Below are 22,182 nucleotides of genomic sequence, written 5' to 3'. Positions count from 1 at the left end.
CTTATTCTCCCTCCTTTACATAATTGAAGGCACACAGACCAGCGTTTACACCGCCTGTAATCGCATCTGAAGTAATGGTCGCACCGCTGATAGCATTGATCTCATTATCTGCGGAAGCCCCTGTTTTCGTTACTGTGAAAGACTCCACATTTTTATTGCTGAACTGTCCCTTAAAGGATTCATCTGTAGCGTTCATTCCAAGACCTGCCGTTTCATTAATGGTCAGAATGGAAATTCCATTTAATGTTCCATCAAGCTGTACGCCCATGGAGAAAGTAATATCGCCGCCATAGCCTTCAGAAGTAGTCATATTCAGAGCATAACCGATAGTCTCACCGGAAGCATCCTTTGCCTCCATAACTTCATTGACAGTTTGGTTTGCAAAACCGTTGTCTGCCAGATACTGAGAGATTTCCGTATCTCCTTCTTCTACACAGACCTCAAAAGAATCTGCATCTTCAAAAACCGCCTGATAGGCTTCCTGTTTTGCCAGCTCTTCCTGCTGGGCGATAGGCTCTTTGGTAACCTGATAGACCAGTCCCAGAAGACCGCCGGATACTAAAGTGATCAGTGTAAGGATAATGGTATCTTTTATGATTGTATTTTTCATGCTTTCTTACCTCCTTTTCCGAAGGCTGCCGGCATGGTAAAGCGCTCAATAAGCGGAACCAGCAGGTTGCAGAAAATGATCGCATAGGAAACCCCCTCTGCGGCTCCTCCGAAGATACGGAAAAGTCCTGTAAAAATACCTAAGCAGATGCCATATACGATCCGTCCCTTGCTTGTAATAGGAGATGTGACATAATCTGTAGCCATAAACCATGCACCCATCATCAATCCGCCGCCGCAGAGCTGGCACAGCAGATAGTAGAAGTCCAGTCCGTGTCCGCCAAAAATCAGAGCAAAGACACTGAAAGTAAGGATATATGCAACCGGGATCCTGAAATCAATGATTCCTCTGATCAGAAGGATTGCTGCACCGATCAAAATGGCAAGAGCTGATGTTTCACCGATGGTTCCCTGTACATTTCCGATGAAGAGACTTAACAGATCCACAGTTTCTCCGGATTTCATAGCTGCCAGAGGAGTAGCTCCTGATACAGTATCTACAATATTTCCCCAGGCGCCATCCGGTACGGCAAAGTCTGTCATTCTTCCTGTAAAGGAAATTAAAAGGAAACATCTGGCTGCCAGAGCCGGGTTCATAAAGTTCTGTCCAAGACCGCCAAAAAGCTGTTTTACTACCAAAATAGCAAAAACACCGCCGATTACGGCAATCCACCATGGGGCCTTGGGGGGAAGGTTCAGCGCCAGCAGAAGTCCTGTAACTACTGCACTGTAATCCTTCACTGTAAGTTTTTTATGTACAATCTTCTCATAAACCGCTTCTGTTACCACACAGGTGGCTATGGTTACCAGGATAAGCAGAAGGGCGTGGGGTCCGAAATTATAAATTCCGAATAATGTGGCAGGCAGTAATGCAATGATCACTGTAAGCATTATGCTGCTGGTGTCCACCTTCGACCTTACATGAGGGGAAGATGATACGTGTAATAATTCACTCATGACTTTCTCCTCCTATTTCGCTTTTCTGCGGTTTGCCATAACCATTTTTCTCATGGAACGCATGGACTGGGTCAGGGGGCGTTTTGCCGGACAGACAAAACTGCAGCACCCACACTCTACACATTCCATACCATGATGTTTCTCGAACAGTTCTGCCTGTCCGTGTTCCGAATAGGTGGCCAGTCTTGAAGGCACCAGCCTTGCCGGGCAGGCATTGACGCATCTGCCGCAGTTAATACAGGCTGTAGGTTCTTTCTCAGAGATATCGTCCTCTGTCATGCAAAGCATGGCTGATGAGGTCTTTACCACAGGAACATGATAGTCAAACATGGCAAATCCCATCATGGGGCCGCCGGAAACAATTTTCTTGGCAGGCTGTTTAAGTCCGCCGGCTGCCTCCAGAAGCTCAGCAAAGGACATTCCCATTTTAGCCTTAAAGTTACAGGGATCGGCCACAGCTTCACCAGTCACTGTCACAATACGGTCCATTACCGGCTCTCCGGCCATAACTGCCCGGTAAACAGCGCACACTGTATCAATATTGTCCACGACGCAGCCTGCATCTGCAGGAAGCATGGAGGAATTGATTTCTCTGCCGCTCACCGCATAGATCAGACAGCGCTCAGCCCCCTGAGGGTACTTGGTCTTCAAAGTCTTTACTTCGATTTTCGGCTCATCCTTTACCATCTCTGTAAGTTTGGAAATACAGTCTGGCTTGTTATCCTCAATACAGATATAGCCTTTTGCGTTGTCGAAAAGTTTCAGAATACACTTTAATCCGCCGATGATCCATTCCGGCTGTTCCAGCATTCTTCTGTAATCAGAGGTAAGGTACGGCTCACACTCTGCACCGTTTACCAGCACATACTCGATCTTCTCCGGTTCTTTTGGCGCCAGCTTTACATGAGTAGGGAAACCTGCGCCTCCCATTCCCACAACGCCGCCTTCTTTGATCCGTTCAAGGACTTCTTCCTTGGACAGAGCCTCCAGAGATGCTGCACTCTGAAATTCTACAGTTTCATACTTTTCGTCGTTTTCTACCACAATGGCATCCACCATGGCTCCTACATTATTTCTGACTTTTTTGATCTCCTTCACAGTTCCTGACACGGAAGCGTGAATGTTCGCAGAAACGAAGCCCCCCATTTCTGCAATTTTCTGACCTGCCAGAACATGGTCGCCTTTTGCCACTATCGGTTTCGCCGGAGCGCCGATATGCTGTGACAGCGGATATACCAGTTCTTTTCCGGGAAGGAGTTCCCGGACAGGTTTTTCCTTTGACAGCTCTTTTCCGTCATAAGGATGAACGCCGCCTCGAAAGGTTAAAAACGCCATATGTTAGTCCCTCCTTTATCTATCCATAACCGGATAATTTCCGGCTATCGTCTATCTGGTTCTTTTATCCTGATGCTTTTCTCTGTAACGCTTAAATCCATTTTTCAGATTTGGATAGGCACGAACCATACGCCTTTTAAACACATTCTGTTTCTGGCGAATTTCCATATATTTTCTTAAAAAATCATCCAGCCGCTTTTCCAGTTCCTCTTTCTTTTCGCTGTAGAATCTGCCTTCTTTCAGAGAATTTTCGGCGATTACCGTCTCAAAACGGTCAATAAATTCTTCTCTTCGAGCTTCCAGACGTTCCATGAGCTCACCCTGTCTGATGGCAGTGCGGATGCTCTCGAGCTTTTCTCCAATTTCTTCCCTTGTTTCATAAAGGCGGGTATTCTGCAGATAAGAGGTAAGGTCCTCAAGCATATCTTCCACCTTTCCAAAGGTCTTGGAAAGTCCAAAAGCTGTGTATGCGGAAACGGCAAAGTCCGCACAGTACAGAATGATCACCACAGCCAGTATTACCTCTCCTGCAGGTTGAGGATACAGGCTGGTAAGCCAGGAGACAAATGGCTGCAGTATTTTAAAAAGCAAAATAGAAAAAACTCCCCACAGTAATGAGGAGGCCAGGGATATATATCCATGGAGATTAAACTTCTTGCTGCTGTAATCCCACCATCTGGTATGAAAAACAGCTTCCATGATCCAGCCCGTGAAATATTCCAGTACCGTGGCAGTGAGCACACCTCCCAGATACAGAAGAGCCAGATTTCCCCTCAGAGGCCTTAAAAGCAGATAAATTGTCACAGCTCCTGCACCATATATGGTACAGAAAGGGCCGTTAATAAAGCCTCTGTTTACAAGCTTTCTTTTCTTTACAGATACATAAACTGATTCCCATACCCATCCTAAAAAACTGTAGATAAAAAACCAGCTTATGATATAATAAAGAGATATTCCTGCTATTTCAAAATCCATATTTTTCTCCTTTCTATATAATATATCATCTTTTTATAGAAAGCACTAGAAAAAATTGTGCACTTTTCGTACTATTTTAAATACAATTTGAAAGGTTTTTGTTAAAATGATAACAAATAGAACAATTCTCTGTCAAAAAAATATCGATATCAGAGAGGGATTTTTTCCAAAAGATCTGAAGCCTGAAGATGTACTTTTCTTTGATATTGAAACCACCGGACTAAGTCCAGGAAACAGCCAGGTATTTCTCATTGGCGCTGTTGAAAAAAGAAAGGACGGCTCTCCCTGGTCTCTTATACAGTTTCTGGCGGAATCCAGAACCGCTGAAGAAGAAAAGAAATTACTGAAATCCTTTGCAAAGCTTATTTCTGGCAAAAAATATCTGGTACACTTTAACGGCACCTCCTTTGATGTCCCATATCTGTGCCATCGATACAAAGCTCTGGGCCTTGTATCTCCCTTCTCTTCTCTGATGCAGATCGACCTTTACAGAGAGCTTACAGGACTCCCCGGCTTTTTCCGGCAAATGCCTGACCATAAACAGAAAACCTTTGAGACCCTGATGAATTATCCCAGAAGAGATAAGCTTTCGGGAAAAGATATGATAAATTTTTATCAAATTTATGTAAAATCTAAAGAAACGAAAGTACTGGACCTGCTTCTTCTTCACAATCAAGATGATTTAAAAGGCATGTTTTCTCTCCTTCCTCTTGGAAAACTGAAAGATTTTCTCTCTGGCAGCTTTTTTGTTCTCAACTCCGAAGAAATACTGGAGCCTGCATTGGAAGGAGGTCAAAAAAGAGAACTCCTCTTTTCTTTGGATTTTCCCTTTTCCATTCCAGTCCGGCTTACTGGGGTCACAGATTTCTTCCGCATAGCTATAGAAGGTTCCCACGGAAAGCTTAAAATGCCTCTTTATCAGGGTACCCTGAAATATTTCTATCCTGACTATCAGAATTATTACTATCTGCCTTATGAAGATGAAGCCATCCACAAAAGCGTAGCTGTATACACAGACCCTTCCCGAAGAAAAAAAGCCAAGGCCTCCAACTGTTATAAGAAATATACCGGAACCTTTGTAGCTGCTCCTGGAAACCAACCGGTTCCCCTTCTTAAAGAAAGCTACAAAAGTCAGGCCACATATGCTCTATGGCCATTTCAGGATATGTCCTCTGATTCCCTTCACGACTATCTTCTGGCAATATTAAAAGGGGTATCGCATTAATGCGGTACCCCTTAATCTGTTTTGGATTTTTATTCTTCTTCAGCTTCTGCTGCTTCTTCCTGAACTGGTTCAGCAGTTTCTTCTTTGGCAGGTTCCAGGACTTTCATACTCAGGCTGATTTTTTTCTCTTCTTCGTTAAAGTCTACGACCTTTGCAGTTACTTCCTGTCCCACTTTGAGAACATCAGATGGTTTATCCACATGAGCTCTTGAAATCTGAGAAACATGAAGAAGGGCATCTACTCCAGGTTCCAGCTCGATAAAAGCGCCGAAGTCTGTCATACGAGCAATTTTACCTTCTACAATATTGCCTACAGCATACTTTTCTGCTGCATGAAGCCATGGGTTCTGATCCTCGAACTTCAGACTCAGTGCAATCTTGTCGCCATTGATTTCTTTGATCAGGACAGTAAGTTTTTCTCCTGCCTTAAATACCTTCTTAGGATTTTCCACTCTGCCCCAGGACATTTCTGAAATATGAAGAAGTCCGTCAGCCCCACCTAAATCGATGAAAGCACCAAAGTCAGTTACATTCTTAATTGTACCCTCTACAACATCTCCTGGATGGATTCTCTCGAAGAGTTCTTTCTTCATCTCTTCCTTCTTTGCAACCAGAAGCTGTTTTCTGTCACCGATAACTCTTCTTCTTCTAGGATTGAACTCAGTAATAACAAATTCAATTTCCTGATCCTGGTATTTTGTCAGGTCTCTTTCATAAGTATCGGATACAAGGCTTGCAGGAATAAATACTCTGGCCTCGTCGATTACAACACTTAAACCGCCTTCTAATACCTGCGTAACCTTTGCTTTCAGCACTTCTTTGTTTTCGAAGGCTTCTTCCAGTCTCTTATTTCCCTTGTCTGCAGCCAGTCTCTTAGAAGACAGAAGTACCTGTCCATCCCCGTCGTTAAGCTTCAGCACCTTTGCCTCCATGGTGTCCCCTGGGTGTACAACAGTTCTCAGGTCAAGGTTCTGGTCATTGGAATATTCGCTTCTGGTAATAATGCCGTCTGCTTTATAGTCAATGTTTAAGATAATCTGATCTTCTTTGACATCAATAACTGTGCCTTCGACTACCTCTCCATTTCTTATAGTTTTAAATGTCTCGTCCAGCATCTGTTCAAAACTTAATTCTGACATGTTTTGAAACCTCCTCAATTATTTTATTTGGGGTTGACGCCCCTGCTGTAATACCTATACATTGAACGGAACGAAAACGTTCAGAATCCAAATCAGCAAGTGTCTGTATATAGTAAGTATTTCTACATTCCTTTTTACATATTTCATAAAGCTTCTGGGTATTTGAGCTATGCCTGCCCCCAACGACAATCATGGCGTCTACCTGTTTTGCGATTTCCTCTGCCTCAGCCTGTCTGTCCTGGGTGGCATTGCAAATCGTATTTAAAACAAGTCTATCATACCTCTTTTTGTTCAGAATTTCAACTATTTCTTGAAAATTATTGTAATTAAATGTCGTTTGAGACACAATACAAACTTTTTCGTGGTCTTCTGACAAAAAGCCCTCTGCTTCTTCCTTGGTTCGGATCACAGTGGAAGGACCATGGCACCACCCACGGATACCAGCCACCTCAGGATGGTCCGGATTTCCTATGATAACAATATGACGGCCACCTTTACTCTCCCGTTCTACAATCCTGTGGATCTTCAGCACGAAGGGGCAGGTGACGTCCACATAATCCAGCTTTTTCTCTTTCAGCAGATCATAAATATATTCCGGCACGCCATGGGAACGGATGATCACAGTACCGCTTTTCAGCGCTCTCAGCTCCTCCTCTGTTTCCAGAACCTGAACTCCCCTTTTTTTCAGGTCTGCTACCACTTCTTCATTGTGGATAATAGGACCATAGGTATAAACCGGTCCCTTTTTGGCGTCAGCCACTTCATAGGCCTTTTCTACTGCCCTTTTTACACCAAAGCAGAAGCCTGCGGTTTTTGCAACTTTTACTTTCATAATCCTATTTTTCTTCCCCGCTTTTTTCTCTGTAAAGGCGAAGGATTTCCTCCTTCACTTCCTGGATATTCATGTCTGAGGAATCCACAAGGCAGGCATCCTCTGCCTGCCGCAGAGGCGATATCTTTCTTTCCATGTCTCTTTTATCTCTCTGACAGATATCCTCCTGGATTTCTTCCAGACTGCAGGGAATTCCTTTTTCCTCCAGCTCCCTGCACCTTCTAAGGGCTCTGGTCCTGGCACTTGCAGTAAGATAAATCTTTATATCTGCATCTGGCAGCACACAGGTGCCAATATCTCTGCCGTCCATGACCACATTAGCTCTTGCAGCCAAATTTCTCTGAAGCTCCACTAGTTTTTCTCTGATCACAGGATTTCCAGCGCTTACAGATGCCATATTCCCTACCTCTTCTTTTCTGAGGTAAGGAGTTACGTTTTCTCCATTAAGAAGAACCTGCTGAGCCCCCTCTTCATACACAATGGAGATATCTGCTTCCCTGCAGGCCTCTTCCATCTTTTCTTTTTCTTCAGGGGAAATTCCCTGTCGGATCAGGTACAGAGCCATGGCTCTGTACATAGCTCCCGTATCCACATAAATGAATTCCAGTTCTTTCGCCACTGCTTTTGCTATGGTACTTTTTCCGGCGCCTGCCGGCCCGTCAATTGCAATATTCACTGCCATTTTTCTAACTCCTTTTCCTTTCGCTTTCTCTGGCTGCCGCTTTTGCTGTAGACCAGGCGATCTGCAGATTAAACCCTCCGGTAACGGCATCTACATCCAGCACCTCTCCAATAAAATAAAGGCCCTTCACCTTTTTTGACTCCATAGTCCCTGGATCAATTTCCTTTACTTTGACTCCTCCCTGGGTAATAATAGCCTCATTGAATCCCCGCAGTCCTGTAATAGTAAAAGGCAGATTCTTCACCTTCTCAAGGAAAGCATTTCTCTCTTCTCTTGTAATCTCATGAACTTTTTTCTCCGGGGCGATCCCTCCCAGCTCCAGCATTACAGGATAAAGCTTTGCAGGAAACCAGCTGTTTATTATATTTTTAAACTGCTTATTTGTCCCTTCCTCGAATTCTCTCAAAAGCCGCCTATCCAACTGTTCCCTGGTCAAGGCCGGCTTTAAATCCAGTGTTCCCAGCAGAGAGCCCTTCTGCAGCCGTTTTCCAATATATGAGCTGGCGGTAAGCACCAGGGGACCGGACATTCCAAAATGCGTAAACAAAAGTTCTCCAAAATTTTTGTACAGGACTTTTTTTCCATCCTTTATGGTCAGCTCTACATTTTTCAGAGAAAGTCCCTGCATACTGGTAATATAGGCCTCTTCTGTCTCTATCGGAACCAAAGCAGGACGAATTTCCGTAACAGTATGTCCAGTGGCTCGTGCAAAATGGTAGCCATCCCCAGTAGAGCCTGTAGCCTGATAGGAGCAGCCGCCTGTAGCTACAATCACCCTGTCTGCCTCTATCTTCTCTCCATTTTCCAGCAGCACTCCTCTTACCTTTTTCTCTCCTTCTCCATCCTCATCTGTCCAAATTTCCTGAACCTGGCTTTTTAAATGTATCTTCACATCCAGCTGATGGAGCTTTTTCTCCAGAGCTCCTATAACATCTGAGGAATGATCAGACACAGGAAAAATCCTTCCTCCCCGTTCCTCCTTGAGCTTCAGTCCCAGGTCTTCAAAAAAAGAAATTACATTCTGGTTTGTAAAGCCATAAAAAGAACTATAAAGAAATTTTGCATTTGTCACTACAGACTGGAAAAAAGCCTCTTCATCGCAGGAATTTGTCAGATTACATCTGCCCTTTCCCGTAATGAACAGTTTTTTTCCAAGCTTTTCATTTTTTTCAAAAATATGAACCTTGTGTCCCTGTTCCCCTAGAAAAATACCGGCTGCCATGCCAGCCGCACCGCCTCCTATGATTACTATCTTTTCCATAAACTGCTCCTTTAATGCCCGCTCCTTTTCCTTTCGCTTCAGTCAGTCTGCCTGGTTCCATGTTCCGGGTCCAGCAGCTCTATTTCCTGATTATCTGCAGGATTGATCTCGTCGCTATTATAAACCTGATATTCATCCCATATTTTTTCCAGAGATTCCAACCGCTCCACTACTTCCTTTTGTTTTCTCATACTCAAGGCCACCACAAGAGCATTGACCACGCTTAATGGAGCTACCAGAGAGTCCACAATAGAAGCCATATCACTTCTTGCAATAAGATTACAAGAAGAATATAGATTCATAGGGGAATGAACGCTGTCTGTAAGGGTAATCACCCTGGCTTTCCGGTTATTGGCAAATTCCAGAGCTTTCAGGGTTCGCATAGAATATCTTGGAAAGCTGATACCCACAATTACATCTTCCTCGCTTATATGAATCATCTGCTCAAAGATCTCGCTGGAACTACTGGTAGTTAAAAGCCGTACATTATCAAAGATCAGGTTCAAATAGAAGCTCATAAAACTGGCAAGAGGAGCACAGCTTCTGATTCCCACAACATAAATGTTTCTGGCTGAAAGAAGAAGCTCTATGGCCAGTTCAAATGCCTGATGGTCAATTCCTTCCAGAGTCAGCTTGATTTTGTCTATATCTGAATGGAGTACCGTATCCAGGATTTTTGACTGAGGTACTTTTCCATATGTCACTTCCATCCTTTGTATAGAATTCAGTTTATTGCGTACCAGTTCTTCCAAAGCCTTCTGAAATTCCGGGTATCCTTTGTAGCCCAGATGTATAGCAAAACGCACTACCGTAGATTCGCTGACTCCTACTGTCTCCCCCAGCTTTGCTGCAGTAAGAAATGCCGCCTTATCATAATTATCCAGAATATAGGATGCCAGTTTTTTCTGACCTTTACTGAAACTCTGATATTGATGGTTAATTCTGCCAAGCAGATGTTCCGTATTGTTCATTTTCCGTGCCTCTTCTTTTCTTTTTCTTTCAGATGTTTTTTATCATAGCACAATTTTCTGAAGAAAGCAAAAGGAGCTGCCCTGCAAAACCAGCCGGTCTTGCAGAAGGCAGCTTCTTTTAATTATTTACCTCTTATACCGGATATACTCCGTTTTCTGTATCCGCTTCTTTCGGGTCTACCTTTGTCTGCTGCGCTTCTCTGTATTTAAAGAAGTCTGTAGCAACCTGTGGGAACAGTGCATAAGTCAATACATCCTCCTCCTGTTCAGACCACTGAGCCATTTCATCTCTCAGAGTATCCAGTTCAGGCTCCAGAAGGTCTGCTGGACGGCAGGTGATCACTTCTGCATCACCGATACATTTCTTCTGAACTTCCGGATTGAAAGGCTTTACAGTTGCGCCGTATTTGCCGCTTAAAACGTCCTTTGTCTCTTTTGTTACCATCTTGTAACGCTCACCCATAAGCACGTTAAATACGGCCTGAGTACCAACGATCTGAGAAGATGGTGTAACCAGAGGCGGCTCTCCCAGATCCTTACGAACTCTCGGAACTTCTTCCAGAACATCGTAATATTTATCTTCTGCATGCTGGTCTTTCAGCTGAGAAGTCAGGTTGGAAAGCATACCGCCCGGCACCTGATACAGAAGGGTCTTGATATTTACTCCCAGGTTCTTCGGATTCAGAAGGCCGGAATCCAGAGCCTCATCACGAATCGGACGGAAATAATCGGCAATCTCTGCCAGCAGGTTCTGATCAAATCCCGTATCATAGGGAGTTCCCTTAAAGGTCTCTACCATAACCTCTGTAGCTGGCTGGGAAGTTCCCAGAGCAAAGGGTGACATAGCCGTATCGATCACATCTACCCCTGCCTCTACTGCTTTCAGATAAGTCATAGAAGCCACACCGGAAGTATAATGGGTATGAAGCTGAATTGGTATATCAACAGCTTCTTTCAGGGCTGTTACCAGCTCAGTTGCTGCATATGGAAGGAGAAGTCCTGCCATATCTTTAATACAGATAGAGTTAGCTCCCATATCTTCAATTCTTTTTGCAAGATCTACCCAATATTCCAGGGTATAAGCCTCGCCTAAAGTGTAGGACATAGCCACCTGAGCGTGTCCTTTTTCTTTATTCGCTGCCTTTACTGCTGTCTGCAGATTTCTCAGATCATTCAGGCAGTCAAAAATACGAATAATATCGATTCCGTTGGCAATAGATTTCTGCACAAAATACTCTACCACATCATCTGCATAAGGACGGTAGCCAAGAATGTTCTGTCCTCTGAACAGCATCTGAAGCTTTGTATTTTTGAATCCGTCACGGAATTTACGAAGTCTTTCCCATGGGTCTTCTTTCAGAAAACGCAGGGATGCATCAAAGGTAGCGCCACCCCAGCATTCTACAGAATGATAACCCACTTTATCCAGTTTATCCACGATAGGCATCATCTGTTCTGTTGTCATTCTGGTGGCAATCAGAGACTGATGAGCGTCACGCAGGATCGTCTCAGTAATCTTAATAGGTTTTTTTACTACTTCTGCCATCTTTTTTTCCTCCATTTATATTTCCATGTCCGCTGATGCGGATTTTACTATACGCCGAAAATTGCCATAAAGGTTCCGGCAGCTACGGCTGTACCGATAACGCCTGCTACGTTTGGTCCCATGGCGTGCATCAGCAGGAAGTTGGTAGGATCAGCCTCAGCGCCTACCTTCTGAGATACACGGGCTGCCATAGGTACGGCAGATACTCCGGCAGAACCGATCAGAGGATTGATCTTGCCGTGGGACAGCTTACACATCAGCTTGCCCAGGAGCACGCCTCCCGCAGTACCAAAGGCAAAGGCCACCAGACCCAAGACAACGATTTTCAGAGTATCCATCTTCAGGAAAGCCTCTGCGCTTGTGGAAGCTCCTACAGAAGTTCCCAGAAGGATAACCACGATATACATAAGGGCATTGGAAGCTGTCTCAGTCAGCTGTTTTACCACGCCTGACTCACGGAACAGATTTCCCAGCATCAGCATACCAACCAGAGGAGCGGTAGTAGGCAGGATCAGACATACTACTACAGTGATAACGATAGGGAACAGGATCTTTTCCAGTTTGGAAACCGGACGAAGCTGTTCCATCTTGATCTTTCTCTCTTCCTCTGTTGTAAGAAGTTTCATAATAGGCGGCTGGATGATGGGAACCAGAGACATATAGGAATATGCTGCCACTGCAATGGCTCCCATAAGTCCCGACTGTCCCAGCTTGCCGGCCAGGAAAATAGAAGTCGGTCCGTCAGCGCCTCCGATAATGGAAATAGCTGCTGCTGCTTTTCCATTGAATCCCATAAAGATCGCCAGGAAATAAGCCACATAAATACCTAACTGTGCTGCAGCACCCATAAGGAAACTTTTGGGGTTTGCGATCAGGGGACCAAAGTCTGTCATAGCGCCAACTCCCAGGAAGATCAGAGAAGGCAGAACACTCCACTCATCCAGGATATAGAAAACGTGCAGAAGTCCCGGTGTTCCGTTTGAAGCCTCTTCCGCTGAGATCATAATATCCGGATAAATATTTACCAAAAGCATACCGAATGCAATGGGCACCAGCAAAAGGGGTTCAAACCCCATTTTAATGGCGAGGAACAGGAATACAAACGCCACTAGGATCATGATCAGATTTCCAAATGTCAAATTCATAAAAGCGGTCTGGCTGATAAGATTTGACGCAACATCTGCAATGTTTGACATTTTTTTACCTCCCGTATTTTTTCTTTGACTTTACACAGTCCATAGCGCTTAGTTCATGGTAGCAAGGACATCGCCGTTTTCCACAGCGTCTCCTACTGCCACGTTAATGCTTGCCACTGTGCCGTCCTGAGGTGCTACTACGGGAATTTCCATCTTCATGGCTTCCAGAACAACGATAGGGTCTCCTGCTTTCAGAGCCTGTCCGGCATTGGCTGCCACGCTGCAAACTTTGCCTGGTACAGAAGCCTTTACTTCGATAGAGCCTGCTGCTGCAGGTGCAGGTGCTGCTGCGGGAGCAGGTGCTGCCTTGGGAGCGGCCTTTGGTGCTGCTTTTGGTGCGGCCACAGGTGCTGCTCCATTTCCTGTGCCTTCTTCTACTGTTACATCATATGCAACGCCGTTTACAGTGATTGTATAAGATTTCATATTCTTTTCCTCCTATGGCTTTCAGCTAACGCCAATTATTTTTCTTTGATTTTCTGATCGAACGGACTACAAAGCTGTCCGGGGATGTATTTTCAGAAGCTGCAATAGCTGCTGCGATAACAGCCACCAGTTCCAGATCATCTGTAAGTACTTCCTCCTCTTCTGCTGCAGGAACAACCGCAGGCGCAGGGGCTGCAGAAACAGGAGCCGGGGCCGGGGTTTCTGTTTTCTTTTTTCCAAAAGAATCCACAAGACCGGGTATATATTTAAAAAGAGAAATAACAAAAACCAAGAAGAACAGTACGATAAACACTGTTCCAAGGCCGACTACGGCATTCATGGCAGCATCCTGCATCTTCTCTCCCATGGTATACTGCATACTGAATCCGATGCTGTCCGCATTCAGCTTGCTGTCGTAAACCATCTGAACATCGGCTGTACCATTTTCAAATTCTGCTTCCAGATCCACTACATAGTTGCTTCCATCTTTTCTTACTGCCTCTGAAGGATCTACATCTTCAAATCCGATATAGACACCCAGTTCCTCTGAAGAATCCATCCAGGCCTGAAAAGCACTCCTGGTAAAATCGTCCATGTTGGGATTTTCTTCTATGGCCTGCTCCATGGTTGCGTTGTCATAAGCAACCAGAGTCTCCATAGTAGAGGTAGTGGTGCTGTACAGATTATTTGCTACTGTTTCGTTGATCTCCTCCTGGGAACCGGTACAGGCAGTCAGGGTAAGGGTCAGAATACCTAAGGATACGAGTCCTCCTAATTTTTTTCCTATCTGCTTCATATGCTTCACCTCGCTTAAACCGTGCCGTGTTTTTTGTCAGGACGATTTTCTCTCTTTGTGAATAACATCTCAAAAGCACCGATGACATATTTTCTGGTATCCAGAGGCTCGATGATAGTGTCTACATAGCCTCTCTTTGCTGCTGAAAGAGCGCTGGACTGGAGCATAGCATATTCTGCTGCCTTCTCATTAATAGTCTGTACGTCAGATCCGGCATACATGATCTTGGCTGCCAGTTTTGCGTCCATCATACCGATCTGAGCAGAAGGCCATGCATAAACCATATCGGCACCTGTGGATTTGCTGTTCATAGTCAGATAAGCGCTTCCGAAAGCTTCCCCGATCACCACATTTACCTTTGGAACAGTAGCGCTGATAAATGCATTGGTCAGCTCTGCCGCATTTCTTGCCATATTTGCCTCAGAGCATTTAGTTGCTTTATATCCCTTTACATTGGTAAGAGTCAACACAGGGATCTCAAAAGCGTCACAGAATTTTACGAACTGTGCTGCCTTCTTGCATCCTCTTGCAGATAATACATTATCAAAGGAATCTGTCTTTTCTCCCTCTTCATTGTAGATCTCGCTTCTGTTTGCCACACAGCCTACAGTTGCTCCATTTAAGCGGATAAAGCCCGTTACCATATCCTTTGCGTACTCTGCTTTCACTTCAAAGAATTCGTTGTTGTCTGCGATCTGAGACAGTGCAATGGAAGTATCTCCCACACAATTTGCCAGTTCCGGGCACACCCGGTTCAGATCGTCTGTGCATTCTGTATATGCAGAATTATCTTCATAGTTGGATGGCAGCATAGATATCAACTGTCTCATCTGTGCCAGGATCTCTTCCTCTGTTCCCAGCACATCTACCAGACCTGCATTCTGGCTCTGATACTGAGCGCTGGAAGTATCGCATTTGGAAATATCATTTCCTTCCAGAGCATTGGGAGAATTTACAAACAGTCTTGCCTTATCTTTCTCCATAAACGTAAAGTCTGTAAGTCCGGGGACTACTGCCAGTCCTCCTCCGCAGGTTCCAAAAATACCCGTAATCTGAGGAATCACCCCTGAAGCCATTACCTGCTTTGTGTAGATTTCGCCGAAAGCATTTAAGGCATCTGTAGCCTCCTGCAGTCTGAGGCCTGCACAGTCGATCAGTCCGATCACAGGAGCTCCTGTCTTCATGGCCAGATCATACAGATTTACGATCTTCTTCGCATGCATCTCACCGATAGACCCATTTAACACAGATGCATCCTGACTGTAAACATAGACCAGACTGCCGTCAATGACGCCGTATCCGGTGATGACACCATCTGCCGGCGTTTCTTTTTCAGATAAGTTGAAATCTGTATTTCTTGCGGTCACACAGCCGCCAATTTCAACAAAACTGTTCTCATCAAGCAAAGAATAGATTCTTTTGCCTGCCAAGCTTTGTGCTGTACTACTCATTTATCAGCCCTCCGTTTTTTAATATTTTGGTCATTTAAAACACTGCATAAATAAAACCAACGTGCGTATTAATTTTACTCTTTTTTAAGATTTTTTTCAATAGGCTATGATAATAATTTAACATCTTCTCAGCTTTTTTTCAGAGCCTTTTTCATGTTTTCAACATATTCTTTTACATAGGGCACTGCATGTTCTCCATATTCCTCCACAATTTTCACAATTCTGCTTCCAACAATGACCCCGTCAGAAACTGCCGCCATTTTCTGTGCCTGTTCCGGTGTAGAAATGCCGAATCCTACTGCACAGGGAACCTCTGTCACCTGCCGGACCTTATCCACCATGCCTTTAATATCTGTAGAAATCTGTTCCCGCACCCCTGTAACCCCCAGAGAAGATACACAGTAGATATATCCTTCCGCTTCCTTTGCAATAGCCGCGATCCTTTCATTGGAGGTAGGAGCGATCAGGGAAATAATCTCTATCCCATATTCTTTGCAGACTTCCTTAAGTTCCCCTTTCTCCTCAAAAGGCATGTCCGGCACGATCACGCCCTGGATCCCGCATTCCCTGCACCGTTCCATAAAACGTTCTTTCCCGTAAGTATAGATAGGGTTCAGATAGGTAAGAAAAACCATGGGAACCTGTACTTTCTTTCTTGCTTTCTTCACTGTCTTAAAAAGCTTGTCTGTAGTACAGCCTGCTGCCAGAGCCCGCTCATTTGCGGCCTGGATCACAGGTCCTTCTGCAATAGGGTCTGAAAAGGGAATCCCGATCTCAATAATATCTGCTCCCGCCTCTTCCATGGCGTATAAAAGCTGTTCTGTGATCTCCAGTGAAAGATCTCCTCCTGTAATAAATGGAATAAATGCTTTGGTGTCTTTATATGCTTCTGAAATCTTACTCATAAATCTCCACTCCTCTGTATCTTGCGATTGCCGCTACATCCTTGTCTCCTCTTCCGGAGAGGTTTACCACTATGATCTGGTCTTTTCCCATCTTTGGTGCCAGCTTTCTGGCATAAGCCACTGCATGAGCGCTTTCTATGGCTGGTATGATCCCTTCGGTCCGGGACAGATACTCAAAGGCTTCCACAGCTTCCCGGTCAGTTATAGGAACATACTCTGCTCTTCCGATTTTCGCCAGATGAGCATGTTCCGGTCCAATGCCTGGATAATCCAGCCCTGCAGATATGGAATATACCGGAGCGATCTGTCCATATTCATCCTGACAGAAAACGGATTTCATTCCGTGAAAAATTCCTGTGGTCCCACGGCTTAAAGTCGCCGCATGTTTCTCTGTATCAATACCCAGACCTCCAGCCTCACAGCCGATAAGGCGGACTTTTTCATCGGGAATAAATTCATAGAAAGCTCCCATGGCGTTGCTGCCTCCTCCCACACAGGCGATGACCGCGTCAGGAAGACGGCCTTCTTTCTCCATAAGCTGTTCCCGGATCTCTTTTCCGATCACCTTCTGGAAATCCCGGACCATCATAGGGAAGGGATGGGGACCCATAACAGATCCCAGTACATAGAGGGTATCTTCCATTCTCCTAGTCCATTCCCGCATAGTTTCGTTTACTGCGTCTTTTAAAGTTCCCGTTCCGCTGGAAACTCCATGGACCTTTGCCCCCAGCAACTCCATACGGTAAACATTTAAGGCCTGCCTGTCCATATCCTCTTTTCCCATGTAAATATCACATTCCATATCCATAAGGGCTGCTGCTGTGGCTGCTGCCACTCCGTGCTGTCCGGCCCCTGTTTCCGCAATGATCCTGGTCTTTCCCATTTTCTTTGCCAGAAGGGCCTGCCCCAGTACATTGTTGATCTTGTGGGAACCGGTATGGTTGAGATCTTCCCTTTTCAGATAAATCTTTGCTCCCTTAAGATCCCTGGTCATTTTCTCTGCATAATACAACATAGAAGGCCTTCCCGCATAATTTTTCAACAGATTCTCCAGCTCTTCCAGAAATTCCGGATCCTGACTGTATCTGGCATAAGCCTCCTCCAGTTCCTCCACGGCATTCATCAGGGTTTCCGGTATATACTGTCCTCCAAAAATTCCATATCTTCCTTTTCCCATATTCTTATCCTCTCACTTTTTCTATAAATTCTCTGATCCGCTGTTGGGATTTTTTCCCTTGTATCTCCACTCCGCTGCTGACATCCACGCCAAAAGGCCGGCAGGTTTTTATGGCCTGCTCCACATTTCCCGGAGAAAGGCCTCCTGCCAGAAACCAGGGCTTTTTAAGGGGAGGAATGATCTTCCAGTCAAAAGTTTCCCCATTTCCTCCCGGGCTGCCTTTTTTGTAAGCGTCAAGGAGAAGATATTCACAGGGAAGTTTTTCAGCTTCCAGGATCTCTTCTCTGCTCCTGGCCGCCACGGCTTTGATCAGAGGCTTATCTGTCTGTTTCCTGAGAGCCTCCATATAGGCGGCGTCCTCATCTCCGTGAAGCTGTATATACTGGATCACTCCTGTCTCTGCCAAAACAGCCGCTTCCTTCAGAGGAGCATTTACAAAAACCCCTACCGCCTGGATCTTGGGATCAAGAGCCCTACGAAGCTCTGCAGCCTGCCCAGGTGTGATCTGCCGCTTTCCCGATGCAAAAACAAATCCTGCAAAGTCCGGTTTCCAGCGATTCACTGCTTCTATATCTTCTATTGTCTTCAGTCCGCAGATCTTAATCTTAGTCACTGGTGTCTCCTTTCTTCAGCCAGTTTAGCATTTCCTTTTTGTTCTCACTTTTCATAAGGGCTTCTCCAATGAGTACAGCGTCCACTCCGGCTTCTCTCATTCTGGAAATATCCTCAGGGCTGTGAATGCCGCTTTCTGCCACAAAAAGGATTCCTTCCGGTATATATCTCCGAAGCCGCAGGCTGTTTTCCACATCTACTGTAAAATTTTTTAAGTTGCGGTTGTTTACCCCGATCACATCTGCTCCTGCCCTGAGAGCCTGGCGGATTTCTTCTTCATCATGGGCTTCTGTCAGGGCTGTCATCCCCAGAGATCTGGTAATCTTCAGATATTCTTTCAAGGACTCTTCCCCTAACAGGGAACAGAGCAGCAGCACTGCAGAAGCTCCCAGAGTCTTGGCCTCATAAATCTGATAGGAATCTATCACAAAATCCTTTCTCAGGACCGGAATAGAAACTTCCCCGGCAATTTCTTTCAGATACTGGTCCTTTCCCAGGAAAAACTCCGGCTCTGTAAGACAGGATATTGCAGAAGCTCCTGCCCTTTCATATTCTCTGGCAATTTCCAGATAAGGGAAGTTTTCTGCAATAATTCCCTTGGAGGGGGAAGCTTTCTTTACCTCACAGATAAAGGACATATCTTTCTGAGCCAAAGCCCGGTAAAAGGGAAAGCCGGTATTTTTCTCCATAGCTTCCGCCTGAGCTTTCATCTTCTCCAGGGGAACTTCCTTTTTTCTTTCTTCCACCCGTTTTCTGGTGGAAGCTGCAATTTTCTCTAATATCATTTTCTATACCTCGTATTCCTTTGTGGCTTTGATAAACTCTTCCAGTTTCTCAGCAGCTTTTCCACTGTCAATAAGCTCGCCCGCCATCTTTATCCCTTCCTCCAGAGTAATGCCGTCAATGCCCAGATACAGGCTCATGCCGGCATTTAAAAGTACTACGTTCCGCTTGGGCCCCCTCTCTCTTCCTTCCAGGATATCTCTGGTGATCCTGGCGTTTTCCTGAGGATCTCCTCCTACCAGACAGGAAAGATCACACCGCTCCATACCAAACTGTTCCGGGGAAATGGTATAGCTTTTTACTTTTCCAAACCGGATCTCACACACCAGGGTCTCTCCGGTAAGGGTGATCTCATCCAGGCCGTCTGCTCCGCAAACAGCCACCCCTCTGGTCACACCCAGATTTCCCAGGACCTTTGCCAGAGGCTCTACCAGCTTTTTGTCATAGACGCCTAACAGCTGCATGGTAGCTGCCGCCGGATTGGAAAGAGGCCCCAGAATGTTAAAGACTGTCCGCACACCCATCTGCTGTCTTACCGGGGCTGCATATTTCATGGAAGAATGATATACCGGGGCAAAAAGAAAGCACATGCCTGTACGGTTTAAAATAGTTTCATTCTGTTCCGGATCCAGGGAAACATTGGCTCCCAGCTTTTCCAGCACGTCTGCGGCTCCGCTCTTGCTGGAAACACTCCGGTTTCCATGCTTTGCCACAGGAATTCCTCCTGCTGCCACTACAAAGGCAGAGGTGGTGGAGATGTTAAAGGTTCCAGCTTCATCGCCTCCTGTACCCACAATATCGATAACTTCTCTCTGAGGCTGGATCTTGATCCCCTTATCCCGCATAACCTGGGCAAAAGCCGTGATTTCATCAATGGTCTCTCCCTGCATCCGCAGAGCCGCCAGAAAGGCTCCCATCTGGGCCTGGGTAGCAGTTCCGTCCATCATCTCCTCCATAACGCCTTTCGCCATCTCATAAGACAGATCTTTTCCATCCATTAATGTGTGGATTGCTTCTTTTATCATAACTTTTCTTTCCTTTCTCTCAATCTTTACAAAATTTTCCAGTATCTTCATTCCCTTTGGCGTCAGCACCGACTCCGGGTGAAACTGAAGCCCATATACAGGATATTCTTTATGCTCTACCGCCATAACCTCGCCGTCTTCTGTCTGCGCCGTGATCTTCAGACAGTCCGGAAGGGTATCTCTTTTTACAGCCAGAGAATGATACCTGGCTGCTTCTATAGTCCCGGCCAGTCCTGCAAACAGGGAACAGTCCGGTTTTAGGGTTATCAGGCTTTTCTTTCCGTGCATCAGTTCTTTTGCCGGGGCGATCACCGCCCCATATGCCTGGCAGATAGCCTGATGTCCCAGACAGATTCCCAGTATAGGGATCTTTCCCTGAAATTTTTTCACCACATTTATGCAGATCCCGGCTTTCTCCGGATAGCCCGGTCCCGGGGAAAGGAGGATATGGGAAGGATCCCATTTTTCGATTTCTTCCAGAGTCACCTGGTCGTTTCGGACCACCTGGATATCTGGCCGGATAGTGCCCAGATATTGGACCAGGTTATAAGTAAAGCTGTCGTAATTATCAATCACTAAGATCATATTCCTTCCTCCTCTGCCTGAATGATGGCCTGGATCACAGCCGCCGCTTTATTGGCGGATTCTTCGTATTCTTTCTCCGGAATACTGTCTGCCACGATACCGCCTCCTGCCTGGACATAAACCTTTTGATCTTTTTTCACCGCCATGCGGATGGCAATGCAGGTATCCATATTTCCTGTAAAATCCAGATATCCCAGGGCGCCTCCGTAAATGCCCCGTTCCTCTTTTTCCAGCTCCTCTATGATCTGGCAGGCCCGGATCTTAGGAGCTCCTGACAAAGTGCCTGCAGGAAGCACCGCCTCGATAGCGTCTAATGCATCTTTGTCTTCCCGGATCACACCTTCTACCTGAGAGCAGATATGCATAATCTTTGAATACTTATGAACAGCCATATACTCTGTCACTTTCACACTTCCGAATCTGCAGATCTTTCCCAGGTCATTTCTTCCCAGATCTACCAGCATATTATGCTCGGACAGTTCTTTTTCGTCCTGGAGAAGTTCTTTTTCCAGTCTTCTGTCTTCTTCCTCATTCTTTCCTCTGGGTCTGCTTCCCGCCACAGGAAAGGTGGTCACCTTTCCGTTGTGAAGCTTTACAAGAGTCTCCGGTGAAGTGCTCATCAGTTCCAGCTCCTCTGTGTGAAAATACACCATATAGGGAGAAGGATTGGAAGTCCGAAGGAGCCTGTATGAGTTCAGAAGACTTCCTTTCATGGGACTCTGAAACTGTCTGGAAATTACTGCCTGGAAAATATCTCCTCTCCGGATATGTTCTCTGGTCTTCTCCACCATTCCATAATATTCTTCTCTTCCTGTGGTACACTGGAAGTCCATCTTCTCTCTTAAGTCTTCCTGCTTTTCTTCAGCTTCTTCTAAAAGCTTCTGAAGCTTGTCGATTTCCTCCTCTGCCTTCCGGTAATTTTTTTCCAGATCATCGGTTTTTATATTGACCATAAAAAGGAGCCGCTGTTTCAGATGATCATAGGCAATGACCTTGTCAAAAAGAAAAAGGTCAAAATCCGGAAATTTCTCATTTTTTATATGGAGGACCGGTTCCGCCAGACCAATGACAGAATAAGAAAAGTATCCCACCAGTCCTCCGGTAAAAGGGGGATAATCCGGAAGTACCGGCGCCTTATATTTTTTCATCAGTTTTCTCACTGCTTTCAGAGGCTTCTCAGTTGTTTCGTATGCTCCTTCTTGTCCCTGGATCTTTACCTTTCCCTTCTGACAGAAAATCCTCCGCTTTGGATCACATCCCAGAAAGGAATACCGGCCCCACTTTTCTCCTCCTTCTACACTTTCCAGAAGGAAATACCGGCTGCTTTTTGCCGCCAGTCTTTTCAGTACTGCAATAGGGGTGGTACTGTCTCCCAGGATTTCCCGGCATACAGGAATCACAGAATAGTTCTTTGCCAGTTTCCCGGCTGTTGCATAATCAGGTTTCAGCATTTACATTCCTCCTTAAATGATATTTTCGTATGTCGGTAAAGGACTTCCTTTGGGAGTTTTGAATGCATAGGGAAATATTAATGCATTAAAAAACCCCTGTCCCAACAGAAGCGTCTCTGCTTCTATTGGGACAGGGGAATCATCTCCTGCGGTACCACCCAAATTGCCAGTTGTTCTTTTCTTCTATTGATAAAACAAAAAGACTCCTGGCCACTCTTTACATGTACTGACATACACTCCCTG

General features: G+C 45.4%; 21 protein-coding genes and 1 other annotated feature (1 of these 22 cut by a window edge). Of the genes, 1 reads left to right on the top strand and 20 read right to left on the bottom strand.

What is annotated here, in order from left to right; all coding sequences use genetic code 11:
• Window position 1 precedes the first annotated feature (1 nt).
• Genes B5G00_RS09660 through B5G00_RS09645 form a run of 4 tightly spaced genes read right to left on the bottom strand, consistent with a single transcriptional unit; the run spans window position 2 to window position 3,876 of the window.
• A complete protein-coding gene (locus B5G00_RS09660) occupies window positions 2-610 on the bottom strand; it encodes an RnfABCDGE type electron transport complex subunit G (RefSeq protein ID WP_087272070.1) in 609 nt (202 codons plus the stop codon).
• Entirely contained in the window at window positions 607-1,566 is a 960-nt protein-coding gene (locus B5G00_RS09655) for an RnfABCDGE type electron transport complex subunit D (protein WP_087272067.1), read from the bottom strand. The genes B5G00_RS09660 and B5G00_RS09655 overlap by 4 nt, the downstream gene beginning before the upstream one ends.
• A 12-nt stretch (window positions 1,567-1,578) precedes the next feature.
• Window positions 1,579-2,901 (bottom strand): electron transport complex subunit RsxC, encoded by a 1,323-nt coding sequence (gene rsxC / locus B5G00_RS09650; RefSeq protein WP_087272064.1) that lies wholly within the window; start codon window positions 2,899-2,901, stop codon window positions 1,579-1,581.
• Between the two features lie 51 nt (window positions 2,902-2,952).
• A complete protein-coding gene (locus B5G00_RS09645; RefSeq protein WP_087272061.1) occupies window positions 2,953-3,876 on the bottom strand; it encodes a putative ABC transporter permease in 924 nt (307 codons plus the stop codon).
• A gap of 106 nt (window positions 3,877-3,982) precedes the next feature.
• Here B5G00_RS09645 and B5G00_RS09640 point away from each other — a divergent pair, with 106 nt between their 5' ends.
• Complete coding sequence (locus tag B5G00_RS09640; protein ID WP_087272059.1) at window positions 3,983-5,101, top strand: ribonuclease H-like domain-containing protein; 1,119 nt, start codon at window positions 3,983-3,985, stop codon at window positions 5,099-5,101.
• Window positions 5,102-5,130: 29 nt separating this feature from the next.
• Here B5G00_RS09640 and rpsA read toward each other — a convergent pair whose 3' ends face one another.
• The 16 genes from rpsA to trpE all read right to left on the bottom strand — a co-directional run bounded on the left by rpsA (window position 5,131) and on the right by trpE (window position 21,939).
• The gene (gene rpsA, locus B5G00_RS09635) at window positions 5,131-6,240 is read right to left on the bottom strand and encodes a 30S ribosomal protein S1 (RefSeq protein ID WP_087272055.1); all 1,110 of its coding nucleotides are present in this window, start codon (window positions 6,238-6,240) and stop codon (window positions 5,131-5,133) included.
• Window positions 6,221-7,072, bottom strand: coding sequence for a 4-hydroxy-3-methylbut-2-enyl diphosphate reductase (ispH, locus tag B5G00_RS09630; protein ID WP_087272052.1), 852 nt, complete (start codon window positions 7,070-7,072; stop codon window positions 6,221-6,223). Before ispH ends, rpsA begins: the two co-directional genes overlap by 20 nt.
• 4 nt (window positions 7,073-7,076) lie before the next feature.
• Entirely contained in the window at window positions 7,077-7,754 is a 678-nt protein-coding gene (gene cmk / locus B5G00_RS09625; RefSeq protein WP_087272049.1) for a (d)CMP kinase, read from the bottom strand.
• Window positions 7,755-7,758: 4 nt separating this feature from the next.
• Entirely contained in the window at window positions 7,759-9,015 is a 1,257-nt protein-coding gene (locus B5G00_RS09620; RefSeq protein ID WP_087272047.1) for an NAD(P)/FAD-dependent oxidoreductase, read from the bottom strand.
• 38 nt (window positions 9,016-9,053) lie between these two features.
• Entirely contained in the window at window positions 9,054-9,986 is a 933-nt protein-coding gene (locus B5G00_RS09615; protein WP_087272044.1) for a MurR/RpiR family transcriptional regulator, read from the bottom strand.
• Between the two features lie 133 nt (window positions 9,987-10,119).
• Window positions 10,120-11,532 carry an oxaloacetate decarboxylase subunit alpha gene (locus B5G00_RS09610; RefSeq protein ID WP_087272345.1) on the bottom strand — a complete coding sequence of 471 codons (1,413 nt, stop codon included), beginning with the start codon at window positions 11,530-11,532 and terminating at the stop codon, window positions 10,120-10,122.
• Between the two features lie 47 nt (window positions 11,533-11,579).
• A complete protein-coding gene (locus B5G00_RS09605; RefSeq protein WP_087272041.1) occupies window positions 11,580-12,728 on the bottom strand; it encodes a sodium ion-translocating decarboxylase subunit beta in 1,149 nt (382 codons plus the stop codon).
• A gap of 48 nt (window positions 12,729-12,776) precedes the next feature.
• Complete coding sequence (locus B5G00_RS09600) at window positions 12,777-13,154, bottom strand: biotin/lipoyl-binding carrier protein (RefSeq protein WP_087272038.1); 378 nt, start codon at window positions 13,152-13,154, stop codon at window positions 12,777-12,779.
• A 25-nt stretch (window positions 13,155-13,179) separates the two neighbouring features.
• A complete protein-coding gene (locus B5G00_RS09595) occupies window positions 13,180-13,950 on the bottom strand; it encodes an OadG family transporter subunit (protein ID WP_087272035.1) in 771 nt (256 codons plus the stop codon).
• Window positions 13,951-13,964: 14 nt separating this feature from the next.
• Window positions 13,965-15,401, bottom strand: coding sequence for an acyl-CoA carboxylase subunit beta (locus B5G00_RS09590; RefSeq protein ID WP_087272033.1), 1,437 nt, complete (start codon window positions 15,399-15,401; stop codon window positions 13,965-13,967).
• A 128-nt stretch (window positions 15,402-15,529) separates the two neighbouring features.
• Window positions 15,530-16,306, bottom strand: a complete 777-nt coding sequence (gene trpA / locus B5G00_RS09585) for a tryptophan synthase subunit alpha (RefSeq protein ID WP_087272030.1) — start codon at window positions 16,304-16,306, stop codon at window positions 15,530-15,532.
• Window positions 16,299-17,483, bottom strand: coding sequence for a tryptophan synthase subunit beta (gene trpB / locus B5G00_RS09580; RefSeq protein WP_087272027.1), 1,185 nt, complete (start codon window positions 17,481-17,483; stop codon window positions 16,299-16,301). Before trpB ends, trpA begins: the two co-directional genes overlap by 8 nt.
• A 4-nt stretch (window positions 17,484-17,487) precedes the next feature.
• On the bottom strand, window positions 17,488-18,096 hold the full coding sequence (locus B5G00_RS09575; protein WP_087272024.1) for a phosphoribosylanthranilate isomerase: 609 nt from the start codon (window positions 18,094-18,096) through the stop codon (window positions 17,488-17,490).
• Entirely contained in the window at window positions 18,089-18,880 is a 792-nt protein-coding gene (gene trpC, locus B5G00_RS09570) for an indole-3-glycerol phosphate synthase TrpC (protein ID WP_206423786.1), read from the bottom strand. The genes B5G00_RS09575 and trpC overlap by 8 nt, the downstream gene beginning before the upstream one ends.
• 3 nt (window positions 18,881-18,883) lie before the next feature.
• Window positions 18,884-20,488: a bifunctional anthranilate synthase component II/anthranilate phosphoribosyltransferase gene (locus tag B5G00_RS09565; protein WP_087272021.1), complete on the bottom strand. Its 1,605-nt coding sequence runs from the start codon at window positions 20,486-20,488 to the stop codon at window positions 18,884-18,886.
• On the bottom strand, window positions 20,485-21,939 hold the full coding sequence (gene trpE / locus B5G00_RS09560) for an anthranilate synthase component I (RefSeq protein ID WP_087272018.1): 1,455 nt from the start codon (window positions 21,937-21,939) through the stop codon (window positions 20,485-20,487). Before trpE ends, B5G00_RS09565 begins: the two co-directional genes overlap by 4 nt.
• A 123-nt stretch (window positions 21,940-22,062) precedes the next feature.
• Window positions 22,063-22,182 (bottom strand) — a binding site (T-box leader); it runs 163 nt beyond the window's last position.

Origin of the sequence: Blautia sp. An46, from assembly GCF_002161645.1 — a bacterium.
Taxonomy (GTDB): domain Bacteria; phylum Bacillota; class Clostridia; order Lachnospirales; family Lachnospiraceae; genus Blautia; species Blautia ornithocaccae.
Note: the sequence above shows the minus strand (reverse complement) of the source record. Positions and strands in the feature narration are given on the sequence as shown.